The sequence below is a fragment of the Aureitalea sp. L0-47 genome (assembly GCF_026126405.1).
GTDB lineage: Bacteria > Bacteroidota > Bacteroidia > Flavobacteriales > Flavobacteriaceae > Pukyongia.
In genome coordinates this window covers 144,018-158,229 of record NZ_JAFMTQ010000001.1, presented here as the reverse complement: position 1 = coordinate 158,229, position 14,212 = coordinate 144,018, and the positions used below count along the sequence as shown (strand labels likewise).

Below are 14,212 nucleotides of genomic sequence, written 5' to 3'. Positions count from 1 at the left end.
TTTATTATTTATAACTTCTTGTCTTAACTTCTATATCTTCGAATATCAGGTCTTCCTTGTGAAGTACTGCCTTTCCCGGATCCCCTTTGTATTCCCATGCCGCTACATAGGTGAAATTCTCATCGTCTCGCAGCGCTTCTCCTTCTTCGGTTTGGTATTCTTCTCTGAAATGACCTCCACAAGACTCATTTCTATGCAGAGCGTCGATAGCAAACAGTTCACCCAACTCAAGGAAATCTGCAACTCGCATTGCTTTTTCCAGTTCTGGATTAACTTCATCCGCATCTCCTGGAACACGAACATCCTTGTAGAAATCCTCACGGAGCTGACGGATACCTTCGATAGCTTCCTTAAGCCCCTTTTCATTTCGGGACATACCTACATTGTTCCACATGATCTTTCCAAGTTTCTTGTGGAAATAATCCACAGACTTGGTTCCGTTATTATTGATCAGGGAATTAATTTGTTCCTGAACATTCTTTTCTGCCGCGTCAAACTCTGGTGAGTCTGTCGCGATAGGTCCGGTTCTAATGTCATCTGCCAGGTAATCTCCAATAGTGTATGGCAATACAAAATAGCCATCAGCAAGTCCCTGCATTAGCGCCGAAGCACCTAGTCTGTTTGCACCGTGATCGCTGAAATTTGCTTCTCCGGCGCAATAGCATCCGGGTATAGTAGTTTCCAGATTGTAATCCACCCAAACACCTCCCATGGTGTAATGCACGGCAGGATAGATCATCATAGGTGTTTTGTACGGATTCTCATCCACGATCTTTTCGTACATCTGGAAGAGGTTACCGTATTTGGTTTCGATAACTTTTTCTCCCAGTTCACGTATTTTTTCTTCTGAAGGGTTCTCGATATGCTCCACAGCAGCCACTTCGCTACCGTATCGCATTATGGCTGAAGCAAAATCAAGAAATACCGCTTCTCCTGTTTTATTCACTCCGAATCCTGCGTCGCATCGTTCTTTAGCAGCCCTGGAGGCGACGTCACGAGGCACGAGGTTTCCGAAGGAAGGATATCGTCTTTCCAGGTAGTAGTCGCGATCTTCTTCGGCTAGGTCAACCGGTTTCAGCGAACCATTTCGGATGGCTTCTGCATCTTCATGTTTCTTAGGAACCCAGATTCTTCCGTCATTCCGAAGGGATTCAGACATCAATGTCAATTTAGACTGATGATCTCCCGAAACCGGAATACAGGTAGGGTGAATCTGTGTATAGCATGGATTAGCAAAGTAGGCTCCCCTCTTGTGAATCTTCCATGAAGCAGTAACATTACTTCCCATGGCGTTGGTGGAAAGATAGAACACATTTCCATAACCACCGGTCGCGATCACAACCGCGTGGGCAGAGTGTCTTTCCAATTCACCGGTTACCATATCTCGCGCTATGATACCTCTTGCCTTACCATCCACGATTACCAAATCCAGCATTTCGTGACGGTTGTAAGGTTTGATCTTTCCGCGATTGATCTGCCTGTTCATGGCAGAATACGCTCCTAGTAATAATTGCTGTCCTGTTTGTCCTTTGGCATAAAATGTACGGGAAACTAACACACCTCCGAAGGATCGGTTATCTAGTAATCCACCATATTCTCTCGCGAATGGAACACCCTGGGCCACACATTGATCAATAATATTAGCTGAAACTTCCGCAAGGCGATATACATTTGCTTCACGGGAACGGTAGTCTCCACCTTTTACCGTGTCGTAGAAGAGACGGTAAGTGGAATCACCATCACCCTGGTAGTTCTTTGCCGCATTAATTCCCCCCTGGGCAGCAATAGAGTGTGCCCTTCGAGGTGAATCCTGGTAGCAAAATGTTTTTACATTATAACCAAGTTCCGCCAGGGTTGCTGCAGCGCTTCCACCAGCCAGTCCCGTACCTACAACGATAACATCGATGTTACGCTTGTTGGCCGGGTTAACCAGGTCAATGTCATTTTTATGTTTTGTCCACTTTTCGCTTAAGGGTCCGCTCGGTACTTTAGAATTCAAATTCGACATATCTTTTGCTTTTTAGTGGGGTAATTGATTGAAATGATGGTATAAGGCAATAAATACAAATCCTAACGGGATTATAACCGCGTAAAACTTAGTAAAACCTTTCAGTGCTCTTGAATATTTATTGTTGAATCCAACACTTTGGAAAGCCGACATAAAGCCGTGCCATAAGTGAAAGATCAAAAGAATAAAAGCAAGGCAATACAACCCTACACGCACCGGGCTTTCAAACTTATGTACCAGCTCCGGTAAATATCGTTCCGTATCCGCGGGGTTCGATTCGATATATTTGTAAACGATCTCTGGCACCCAGAAGTCATAAAAATGCAACCCCAGGAAAGCCAGCACCACAACTCCTGAAATAAGCATATTTCTCGATGCCCAACTCGCACTGAGGTGGCCTTTGTAAGAAGTATAACTTACTGCACGTGCTCTGCGGTTTTGCAACTCGAGTACAAATCCCATTACAAAGTGAAAGATCACACCAAATATTAAAACTGGCTGCAGGAGAAATTGCACTACCGCGTTGGTTCCCATGAAGTGGGACCAGGAATTAAAAGTCTCCGGGTCAATGACCGATGAAACGTTGATTACAAAATGTTGTCCAAGAAAGAAGACTAGAAAGAGACCGGAAAGCGCCATGGCGACTTTTCGAGCAACAGAAGATTTTAATAATCCCATTATTTTGATTTTGGAAGATTATAGAAACACAAAAATAAGGTTGAAAAAACTCACCGCCAAACAATAAGGCTAATAATGATTCAATTATAACAAGCCATTAACGAGGTTTGAAAACGCTTCGTTAAAACAGATGAAATGATTCTCGCAATAAATGGGTCAAGTTTAGATTTGATCAACCTGTCTGTTTATCAGACAAGTAAAAAGAATCGCCTCTCAATTTCCAGGATAACCACGAGAAATTACACGAATCATAGCTAATCATTATCGCGAACTGGCGCTAATTAAAATAAAATTAGTACTTTAATCTTCACAAATTTTAAAAAAGGCATATAATTATATCAATTATTGTTTAAATTTGGTAGACCAATTGATTAATAACTTAAAAGCTGAATTATGAAAAAAATTATTTACATTTTTATTGCATTATGCACAGCCGTGAGCTATAACCTTACTGCTCAGAGTGCAGATGTAGAAAACACTTCTACTGAAGTGAATCTGGCTGATCGCCAAATAGGCGAGCCTCTTGGACAGGAGCTCAGAGGAACCCGCGGTGCGTTGGTTTATGACAACGGACCACACTTTAATATTGCTGGAAACCCGAATATTAGCTTGCTTCAAGATCAAACTCTTGGACAAAATACGCTAGGTGGTGGTGTAAGTGGTGCTTTCTCTATTGCAGATGACTTCACACTTACTGCTACTTATGATATTACTGCTGTTGATCTTTACGGATACCAAACGGGTGCACCTACCTCTCCTGCTTCTATTTCAGGAGTAGTAATTCAAATTTGGGATGGCGACCCATCTGCTGGTGGATCTGTAATTTATGGAGATTTCATCAACAACGTTTGGACTGGCGCTGCTTGGTCTAACACGTACAGAGAGTCTGAATCTAACCCAGGTACTGGACGTGCTATCCAATTAGTGAATGCTGAACTACCTGGTGGAGTTGAATTAGCTCCTGGTACTTACTGGATCGACTGGCAATACATTGGTGACGCTGCATTCTCTGGTCCATGGCAACCACCTGTAGTAGAACTTGATGTAGTCGTTCCTGGTAACGGTCTTCAGTCTAATAATGGTGTTTATGCTACATGGGCAGATACTGGTGATGGATCACCACTTGATGCTCCTTTCCAACTTTATGGAACTGAGGTTCTTGGTGTTGACGATCAAGCTATCAACAATGCTGTATCTGTATTCCCTAACCCAGCTGTTAACGAAATCAATATTTCTAGTAACGGCTTGAATCTTCAGAATGCTGAGATTTACAACATCCAGGGAAGACTAATGCAAACTGTAGACCTTTCTTCTATGGGAACTCAGGAAACTGTAAACATCGCTTCTTACTCTGCTGGTGTTTATCTAGTTAAGATTAACGGAGACAACGGAAGTGCTACTAAGCGTTTCGTTAAGAGATAATTCTTAATTTATACTGAACAAAAAACCCGATGGAATCCATCGGGTTTTTTAATTGACACCATTTATTGTTTATTTAATCTCGAGAGTTGTACTGTCGGATTTACCCTCTATAAAGATCTTAACAGTGTATTCTCCTTTCGGAAGGTAATACATACCGTTATCCTGTTTCTTAAGCTCCTTGCCACGTTTCTTCATAGCTTTTACTCCTTTTTCTGAAACCGAAAGATCATATTCAATAGTGTTGATTCCTAAATCCACGTCGGATGTAAATTCATTATACGTGACTCCGTTGTCATCGGTCACCATCACGGTGACTTCACCACCCGACGGACTGTAGAACTGAATATCTATGGAGGGTGTGAAGGTATCGGACCAGGTACTAAAACTACTACCCCACCTTCGTGAAGATCGAATAGGTGCTATGTTGGCCATAAGTACCTCACTCATGCTTTCCCCAGTCATTTGTTGTAGTACCTCTGTGTCGGCCTTGTAGAAGGATCGCCCATGGGTTCCCAGGAGGAGATCCTTCTCTCGTTCCTGGACTACCATATCATGCACAGCAACATTGGGTAATCCCTTAACAAATACCTGCCAGCTGTTCCCCCTGTCGAAACTAACCCAGGCACCATTATCGGTTCCGAGATACAAAACATCTTCATTTTCAGGATCTTCTTTTATTACATTCACTGGCGAGACCGGTAAATTTTTGGAAATGGATTGCCAGCTTTGGCCATAGCTCTCACTTACATACACATATGGCTTGAAATCGTCCCAACGATACCCATTTAGGGTAACATAAACTCGTTCCTTCTTATGTTGAGAAGCAATCACCCGGCTTACCCATAGATCCGCAGGGAAGGAGGTTGAAATATTAGTCCAACTACCTCCACCATTTCGTGTAACGTGAACCATTCCATCATCACTTCCGGTATAAATTAATCCAAATTGAATAGGAGATTCACTTATTGATGAAAGGGTCCCATAGGCAACATTACCCGGCTTTCCCCCTTTGGTTAGGTCGCCTGAAATAGACTCCCAATCGTTCCCCCGGTTCATGCTTCGCATGAGTTTATTTCCACCCAGATACAGTATGTCCTCGTTATGTGAACTTAATTGGATTGGAGTCTGCCAATTGAAACGATACGGTGCTTCACCAAGTTCGTGTTTAGGTTGAATGTATGTTTGTTCATCCTTAGAAAGATCTAGTCTGAAGTAATTCCCAAACTGAAACCCGGTATAGACGATATCGGTATTCCGGCTGTCGATCTGAACCTGCATACCATCACCTCCCATAATGAATTTATAGGGGTTCTCTCCTCGCTGGTGCCAGCCAAAATTCATGTTGGAATTGTGTGCTCCCTTCCAAACCCCGTTGTCCTGTAATCCGCCGTAAACATTGTACGGCTTTTCGTTGTCTACATTCACTGTATAGAACTGGCCTACAGCAGGTGCGTTATTCTTTATCCACGTTTTACCGTCGTCGTAGGTGATGTTTACCCCTCCATCATTTCCATTGATAAGATGTCCGGGCATCTTTGGATTGATCCATAAGGCATGATGATCTGCATGGACGTTTTCAGCAGCAATGGATGTAAATGTCTTTCCGCCGTCTTCAGATTTCAATATTGGCACCCCATATATATAGATCTTATTGCTGTTATTTGGATCTACGTGAATCTTTCCGAAGTAATACCCGTAGGAATAATAGATCCCGTCCAGATAACCTTCATGCGTCTTCTTCCAGCTCACACCGCCATCGGTACTTTTATAAACTTCAGCACCAATTACCGGGGTGTCGAACAGTAATGTATTTGCATCCTCAAGATACTTAGCCAGGTCAATAGGCTTCACAGAACCACTTTTCACCATGTTCTTTACATTCTCGGGGCGGTATTTTTCCTGAAAACCGTTTTGCCTTAGAAAGTCTTTCAAACGATTATTGTCCAAAGCCAGAAAGTCCGTCACCGTCATGGTTTTAAAATCCTCCTTGGTGAGCATTCCATTATCATCAGTATCCTTTTTCTCTTGTTCTCTTCGGAATTGACTGTCGTGGATGGCATAGACGGTATTAGCATCAACCACGGCAACGCCTATGCGTCCAACACCTTCGCCGATAGGAAAACCACTTTTTTCAGTGGATACTTCCGTCCAGGTATTCCCGGCATCCGTGCTTTTATATATGCCACTTCCGTCACCATTCCCTCTAAAGTTCCAGGCCTTTCTGTCTTTATCCCAAGCGGTTGCATACACCAGGTTGAAATTGTTGGGATCTGCGTCCATTTCAATGATCCCGGTCTGGTCGTTCACAAATAAAGTCCGCTCCCAGGATGCACCACCATCTAAAGATTTATATACCCCTCGTTCACTATTTGTAGAGTACAGGTGTCCTACTGCACTTACCAGTATCTCGTCCGGATTGTCCGGGTTTAAGATGATCTTACTGATATGATGTGTGTCTTTAAGACCCCTATTTTCCCAATTCTTTCCTCCATCTATAGACTTCAACAAGCCAATACCAGCATAAGACGACCTGGATGAATTCACTTCACCGGTACCCACCCATATCACCTTGTTTTTCCAATCTACTGCCAGGCTTCCAACATTCTGTGTCGGACTCGTATCCAAAACTGGTTCGAAAGACGTTCCATTGTTGTTGGTGTACCATACTCCACCACTGGCATATCCCACATAAAACTCAATCGGGTTATCGGGATTGACGGCCAAATCCACAACGCGCCCACTCATAATGGTAGGCCCAATACTCTCGAAATTCAGGTTTTTTACAATTGAAGTTTTCGCCTCCTGCTGTTTCATTTGAATTCCTTTTTCAACTTCGGAAACAGATGTGGGGGTTGGCTGACCAAACATTGAAGCTGTGGCCAGGGCGATGGCAAGTAGTAAGAGTTTTTTCATTTTTGGTTTTATTTCAGTAAATGAAAGTACAGAAGTCTGCCTCCATCGCAAAATTTTTTTTTCAAGTTTAACAGTACCGTCCACCTTAACTTTTTGCCGTATTTTTGAAAGAATTCTCAAGTTATACTCATGAAATATCATCCCATAAACAAACAGTTGTACATTAAAAATCGTAAAAACTTCATGGCCGAAATGAAGCCTAAAAGCGTGGCGGTTTTCAATAGCAATGACATCTATCCCGTTAGTGCAGATAGTACCATGCCCTTCCAACAGCATCGAGACATCCTTTACCTAAGCGGTGTAGACCAGGAAGAGAGTATACTTGTTCTTTTCCCCGATGCTATAGAACCAAAGCATCGAGAGGTTCTGTTCCTTAGAGAGACAAATGAACACATAGCAGTGTGGGAAGGAGAAAAATTAACGAAAGAGAGAGCTTTCGAAGTAAGCGGAATTAAAACTGTTTACTGGTTATCTGAATTCGACAAGATCTTCTTCGAACTCATGACACAGTCGGAAATCATTTACTTCAATACAAACGAGCACTACAGGCAGTCTGTGGAAACAGAAACTCGGGAGGCGCGTTTTATAAAAGCCACCAAGGACAAGTTCCCTGCACACACCTATGCCAAGAGTAATCCGATTCTTCAACGACTGCGTTCCGTAAAGGATGATATTGAGATCGACATACTCCAAACAGCCTGTGATATTACCGAAAAAGGATTTAGAAGAGTACTGAATTTTGTCAAACCCGAAGTGTGGGAATTCGAGATCGAAGCAGAGTTTATGCATGAATTTCTCCGGAATAGATCCGATGGCTTCGCCTACACTCCTATCATTGCAAGCGGGAACAACGCAAATGTACTTCACTACATTCAGAATAACCAGCAGTGCAAGGACGGACACTTGTTACTCATGGATGTAGGTGCTTCCTATGCGAACTACAGTAGCGACATGACCAGAACTATTCCGGTGAATGGTCGGTATACAGAACGACAGCGAGCCGTTTACGATGCGGTACTCAGAGTGAAGGATGAAGCAACCAAGCTGTTGGTTCCGGGAGCCTTCTGGAAAGAATACCATGTGGAAGTTGGTAAACTTATGACTTCTGAATTGTTGAACCTGGGCCTGATCGACAAAGCCGATGTTCAAAACGAAGATCCAGACTGGCCTGCCTATAAGAAATACTTCATGCACGGAACCAGCCATCATATGGGGCTGGACACTCACGATTACGGAATACTATGGGAACCTATAAAAGCTGGAATGGTGTTTACGGTAGAACCTGGAATTTATATTCCCGAAGAAGGATTCGGCATTAGATTGGAAGACGATGTAGTGGTTCAGGAGAAAGGTGAACCTTTTAACTTAATGCGAAACATTCCCATAGAAGCTGAGGAAATCGAGGAGCTAATGAACTCCTGATTTCGGGCACAAAAAAATCCATCCGCTAATGGCGGATGGATCCTTCCTAGTACAACCATAATTAAACATGCAGTACCCCGTTCTCGGCTGCTGCAAAATCGTTCCACTGATAGCTGTCTGCCTGGTCGTCATTGGCCCAGTTTCCATCTACCAGGTAACGGAATTCGTAAGACTGATCTTTGTCCAGGTTAACTGTTCCTTTGAAAGATCCGTTCTTCAATTTCTTTAGCGGAGTAGTTTCCGCATTCCATTCGTTGAAAGTTCCTGCAACTTTAACTTCGTTTGCCTCGGCAGCAGGCACTGTAAATGTCACTTTACAGACAGGCTTACTTTTTAGATATTGTTTAGCGATAGCCATGATATTAATGTTTTAAGTTTGGGATAAATCTATGTCACAAAACAATATTTGCAAACGTAAAAATCATAAAATATTGGTGTTTTACGAATATTTAAAAATGCTGAAGGGATAATTGAGAAACTGTGAAAAATAGCAGGGTAAAAAAGTGAATTTTGCAATAAAAACCACTTTTACGCTACCCTCAATATTTACGAAAAAAAGCACTACATCGTTTTCGTTTTTTTCTGAAAAACATAAAAACGGATGAAAAACGTCAGATTTTAATTTAATCTATGACATTTCCGATGTTGTTTTGAACAAAGAACCAAAAAGGTTAGCCAGGCCGAAAGCAATCACAGACGGAAGTATCCACCCCATATGAACTTCGGAGAATGGAATAAATTTTCCAATAGATTGCACCCATTCCGAAGAGATCAATTCTGAATTAAGAGTGGTGAGAAAATCAGGTGTGCTAAAAACAATAGTAGTAATAACGGTTGTTCTGTACACCAATCTCGTCGTTAATGAATTTGGCAAGACGCTTAAAGCGATCAAAACAATGGTAATTGGGTAGATGAACATCAGCGCTGGGATAGCTATGTCTATAATATAACCTACTGTATTCTGTCCCACCAGCACACCTACCAAACAGCCGACCACGGCAGTTACCACATAAGCAAGTTTAGATTCCTTGAACAGCCCTTTAACAAAATCGGCTGTTCCTGCAACTACTCCTACAGCAGTGGTAAAACAGGCAAGTGCCACAAGGACTGCAAGAAAGGCTGTTCCGGTATTTCCAAGGGTTTTTGTGCTGAGAAGATTCAGAAGTTCCGTCCTGTTACTAACCTCTTCCGTTCCGCTTTGCCATGCGCCTAAAGCGATTAGACCCGCATAAATAACAAACAAACCGATTCCTGCGAGTAAACCGGACCTAGCAATGATCCTTCGCTTTTCAGCATAGTTGTAGTTGCCCTGAAGTCCAATGGAAATCACAATGACCCCTCCTACCACGACGCCTCCTATGGCATCGAAAGTTTGGTAGCCTTCGAGGAAACCTTCGGTAAATGAATTCGGAAACACAGAATCCCTGAGAGGTGCAATTTCTGTAAACAAACCAAAAAGGATCACTAATAAAAGAATGATAATAATTAGTGGTGTTAAGTACTTTCCAATAATACTCAGTATGCGATTCCTATTGAGAACGAAGATCAAAACAAGTATGAAATAAACGATACTGAGGCTTAGGGCCGACATATCAAAATACGGCTCTACAGCCATTTCATAAGCAACAGAAGCCGTCCTTGGAGACGGCAGTGAAATGGAAATGGCGTAAACAACAACAGAGTATATCAGGGCAAACCAGGGTGATACCTTTTTACCAAAATCCAGCATACTTCCCTGTAGCTTAGAATGGCCGTAAATTGCCATGATAGGAATTATCACAGCTGAAATCGCAAACCCTGTAGCAACCCAGAACCAGGCTGAACCTGCGTTATAGCCTAAAAATGGAGGTAACACCAAATTCCCGGCACCGAAGAAGAGCGAAAAAAGCGCAAAGGCGGTTATGACAATTTGTTTGCGTTGCGACATTAACTGATATTTGCCATGAAGATAGAAAAATGATATTTCCTTACAACGATAAAACAATTAGTTACCGCATCCAAGGCTCGGGTCCGGCAGTAGTCTTATTACACGGATTCCTAGAAAATATGGAGATGTGGGCAATCTTGGAAGAACAGCTCAATACAGATTTCACCACCCTGATAATCGATCTTCCCGGACATGGAAACAGCGAGGTATTTTCAGAAACACACAGCATGGAAGACATGGCTTCTGTTGTTCGGGCACTTATGGCGCATCTTCAAATAGAAAGTGTTAGCCTAATAGGTCATTCAATGGGAGGATATGTTGCGTTGGCCTTTTTAGAGAGCTATCAAGAGATGGTTAGGCAAATAATTCTTCTGAATTCAACACCTTATGCCGATTCTGAAGAGCGCAGACAAAACAGGGGTCGCGCGCTCGAGTTAATTCCGAAGAATAAAAATTTATTCATCCCTGTTGCCATAACTAATTTATTCGCTGAAGATACTCGTAATGAATTTTCAACGGAGATCGAACAACTCATCAGAGATGCGAACCATATGCCTGTAGATGGTATACTGGCTGCAATCCGTGGAATGCGCGACCGTAAAGGCCGCAGTAGCGTTCTAAAAAGATTCAGCGGCAGTAAGGTCATTATAGCTGGGACAAAGGATAGTGTTGTGCCTATTAATGACTCCAGGAAAGTCGCAAAAATGACGGGGTCAAAATTATTTGAAGTAGATTCCGGACACATGACATTGGTGGAAAATGTTAAAGAAATTCCTAATATTGTGCATTTCATCGAATAATTATTACTTTTTATCGATTTTTTAGATAAAAAATATATATTAGACTTGTAAAATAAACCAACGTCTATGAATTCCTCCCCAAATTCCAAGCGATCTATGTTCGGCCTCCTGTGTGCAGCTTTCGGTCATGACTACATTGTAACCAGAAAAGTCACCAACCATATAAACGAGTACAAATGTTCCCATTGTGGCCGTGAAGTGGCTGAAAATGACTCTGGTCATTTGGAAGTGTTAACTCAAAAATTAAAGAACACTAACTCGAATTTGGCAACATTCTTTCAAAAGAAGAATCGAAGAGTCTCCACATTATGAAGCATTTGGGATGCAAGTTCATCGGCCATAAACTTAACCCTGTTTCAATTCAACCGATAGCAATAAAAGAATACCAATACTCTCGCTGTCGGCAGAAGTTTACAGAAGATGGTTATGGACGTATTGTAAAGCTCACTCGTTTTTGGGAAGAGAATCACAAGGTCTTTCACGATTATTTCAGTAAAAGAATGATTTCTTAGAACTAGTCATCCTTTAATGCATTCCATCCACGGGCAATCAATTGAATTTTTTCTTCAGCCCTGGTGATCAGATTGGCGCCGTTCGAAGCTGGGGTCATATGTCCAATTACCGTAAGATTAGGATTACCTTTGATCTTTGGAAAATCCTCCTGGCGAATGGTCATAAGCAGTTCGTAATCCTCTCCCCCGCTTAAAGCTATCGTAGTACTATCGAGTTCGAACTCCTCACAAGTGTTTATTACCTGGGGGTCCAAAGGAATTTTGTCTTCATATAAGTTACAACCAACCTCAGATTGTTTACACAAATGCAAAATCTCCGATGACAAGCCATCGCTTATATCGATCATTGCCGTGGGAAGAACATCCAGCTCGGCTAGTAACTTAGGAATATCTTTTCGGGCCTCTGGTTTTAATTGTCTCTCAACGAGATAGGTATATGGCTCCAAGTCCGGCTGGGCGTTTGGGTTCACTTCGAAAACTTTCTTTTCTCTCTCAAGTACCTGGAGTCCCAGATAGGCTGCACCCAGGTCCCCGGTCACAACTAACAGATCATTTTCCCCTGCTCCACTGCGGTAAGTGATTTGCTCCTTGTTCGCTTTACCAATAGCGGTGATACTGATGATCAAACCCGAAGTTGAGGAAGTTGTATCTCCGCCCACCACATCAACATTATAAAGTTTAGCCGCCGTATTGATTCCACTGTAAAGTTCTTCAACTGCCTCGACGGGAAATCGGTTCGACAAAGCAAGTGAAATTGTTATTTGAGTTGCCTCAGCATTCATCGCATAGACATCGGATAGATTTACCATCACGGCTTTGTACCCAAGATGCTTCAAAGGCATATAGCCTAAATCGAAATGAACACCTTCCACAAGCATATCTGTTGTAACCACCACTAATTTATCTTCTTCTGAAGAAATAACGGCAGCATCATCACCTACTCCTTTTACTGAGCTTTCCTGCTTTAATTCGAAGTGTTTGGTAAGGTGCTCTATCAATCCGAACTCCCCTAGCTCGGATACTGCTGTTCTCGATTCATCCTTATTTTCAAACATAGTTGTAAGAATTATTTAGCAAAAATAAGGTTTCCTTCCGTAGCACACATTCCTGTATTGAAAATCATTCTTCAATATTGGGTATTTGGGGTCAAGACCCTTCATTTATAAAAGCCGACCTCAACTATTTGGTGTTCCTCCTTAGGTTGAATACATTTATGATCTATGAAAAAGATGTCTCTTCTGCTTATCACCTTAATTCTCTCTCTGAGTTGTTCAAACGACGATGCTAGTAACATCCCTCAGAATGTGCAGCCCGTCCCACAGAATAATAACAACCCACCACCAATAGAGCTGGCAACCTCTGCTCCCTGTGTTAACGGTCTTGCCGGTGGCTTTCCATGTAACGGATTCAACCTGGTGAGTCGAATCGAACTTGACACTATGGGCGCGTCCAGAGGAAACGATTGCTGGGGGTGGACCGACCCAGTTTCGGGCATTGAATATGCTATCATGGGACTCGACAACGGAACGGCCTTTATTGATCTTTCAAACCCAGCTGAGCCTGTTTTTCTCGGAACACTATCTTCTGCCAGTGGCAGCTCAGCATGGAGGGATGTAAAGGTTTTCAATAATTACGCTTTCATAGTTAGTGAAGCCGCGGGTCACGGTATGCAGATCTTCGATCTAACTAAGTTAAGAAATGTGAATAGTCCTCCGGAGAACTTTAATGCAGACGCAACTTATGACGAATTCGGAAATGCTCACAACATTGTTATAAACGAAGACAGTGGTTTTGCCTATGCTGTAGGGACGACAACTTTTAATGGCGGGCCTCATTTCATAGATATTAATGATCCTTTGAATCCGTTATATGCTGGTGGTTATGAAATGGATTCATACAGCCACGATGCCCAGGTTGTGATCTATAACGGGCCTGATTCAGATCATACAGGAGCAGAGATCCTTATTGGAAGTAATGAGAACGAGGTAGTGATTATTGACATTAGTGATAAATTCTCACCCCAGCAGATTGCGTCGATCAGTTATGACCAAACGGGATATACGCATCAGGGGTGGTTCACAGAGGATCAGCGGTATTTTATTGTGGGAGATGAACTTGATGAACTAAACTTCGGATTCAACTCTAGAACGCTCGTATTTGATTTTATCGATCTCGATAATCCTGAATTGGCTACTGAATACTACGGTGCTACATCAGCAATTGATCATAACGGTTATGTAAAAGGCAACAAATACTACCTGGCGAATTATACTCACGGTATGAGTGAGATCGATCTCTCAGGCATCGGAAGTGGCAACTTGTTCGAATCCGGATTCTTTGATACGCATCCGGCCAATGATGCATCGGCATTCAGAGGCGCCTGGAGCGTTTACCCTTACTTCCCTAGTGGGAATATTATCATAAGTGATATCAACCTTGGATTCTTCGTGGTAAGGCGAGGAAACTAATCGCAAACCCCTGTAAATAGGGACATTTAACAGTTAAAAAGGTTGGCTGTCTTACATTATTT

At 42.4% G+C, this 14,212-nt stretch carries 10 protein-coding genes; 4 read left to right on the top strand and 6 right to left on the bottom strand.

The genetic code is table 11. The annotated features are described in order from the left end of the window. Positions 1-4: 4 nt before the first annotated feature. Positions 5-2,008 carry a fumarate reductase/succinate dehydrogenase flavoprotein subunit gene (locus tag J1N09_RS00700; RefSeq protein WP_265197457.1) on the bottom strand — a complete coding sequence of 668 codons (2,004 nt, stop codon included), beginning with the start codon at positions 2,006-2,008 and terminating at the stop codon, positions 5-7. Between the two features lie 12 nt (positions 2,009-2,020). After that, entirely contained in the window at positions 2,021-2,686 is a 666-nt protein-coding gene (locus tag J1N09_RS00695; RefSeq protein WP_265197456.1) for a succinate dehydrogenase cytochrome b subunit, read from the bottom strand. A 435-nt stretch (positions 2,687-3,121) separates the two neighbouring features. Between J1N09_RS00695 and J1N09_RS00690 the strand changes: the two genes are divergently transcribed. Beyond that, positions 3,122-4,108, top strand: coding sequence for a T9SS type A sorting domain-containing protein (locus J1N09_RS00690; RefSeq protein ID WP_265197455.1), 987 nt, complete (start codon positions 3,122-3,124; stop codon positions 4,106-4,108). 69 nt (positions 4,109-4,177) lie between these two features. Here J1N09_RS00690 and J1N09_RS00685 read toward each other — a convergent pair whose 3' ends face one another. After that, positions 4,178-7,021, bottom strand: coding sequence for an exo-alpha-sialidase (locus J1N09_RS00685; RefSeq protein WP_265197454.1), 2,844 nt, complete (start codon positions 7,019-7,021; stop codon positions 4,178-4,180). A 129-nt stretch (positions 7,022-7,150) separates the two neighbouring features. Between J1N09_RS00685 and J1N09_RS00680 the strand changes: the two genes are divergently transcribed. Next, positions 7,151-8,443, top strand: coding sequence for an aminopeptidase P family protein (locus J1N09_RS00680; RefSeq protein WP_265197453.1), 1,293 nt, complete (start codon positions 7,151-7,153; stop codon positions 8,441-8,443). 61 nt (positions 8,444-8,504) lie between these two features. Here the strand turns inward: J1N09_RS00680 and J1N09_RS00675 are convergent, their stop codons facing one another. Then, positions 8,505-8,801 carry an isoamylase early set domain-containing protein gene (locus J1N09_RS00675; protein ID WP_265197452.1) on the bottom strand — a complete coding sequence of 99 codons (297 nt, stop codon included), beginning with the start codon at positions 8,799-8,801 and terminating at the stop codon, positions 8,505-8,507. Between the two features lie 270 nt (positions 8,802-9,071). After that, positions 9,072-10,370: a branched-chain amino acid transport system II carrier protein gene (brnQ, locus tag J1N09_RS00670; RefSeq protein ID WP_265197451.1), complete on the bottom strand. Its 1,299-nt coding sequence runs from the start codon at positions 10,368-10,370 to the stop codon at positions 9,072-9,074. A 29-nt stretch (positions 10,371-10,399) separates the two neighbouring features. Between brnQ and J1N09_RS00665 the strand changes: the two genes are divergently transcribed. Continuing rightward, positions 10,400-11,170: an alpha/beta fold hydrolase gene (locus tag J1N09_RS00665; RefSeq protein ID WP_265197450.1), complete on the top strand. Its 771-nt coding sequence runs from the start codon at positions 10,400-10,402 to the stop codon at positions 11,168-11,170. Between the two features lie 514 nt (positions 11,171-11,684). Here J1N09_RS00665 and thiL read toward each other — a convergent pair. Continuing rightward, the gene (gene thiL, locus J1N09_RS00660; protein ID WP_265197449.1) at positions 11,685-12,737 is read right to left on the bottom strand and encodes a thiamine-phosphate kinase; all 1,053 of its coding nucleotides are present in this window, start codon (positions 12,735-12,737) and stop codon (positions 11,685-11,687) included. A 165-nt stretch (positions 12,738-12,902) separates the two neighbouring features. Here thiL and J1N09_RS00655 point away from each other — a divergent pair, with 165 nt between their 5' ends. After that, complete coding sequence (locus J1N09_RS00655; RefSeq protein ID WP_265197448.1) at positions 12,903-14,150, top strand: choice-of-anchor B family protein; 1,248 nt, start codon at positions 12,903-12,905, stop codon at positions 14,148-14,150. Positions 14,151-14,212: the final 62 nt, after the last annotated feature.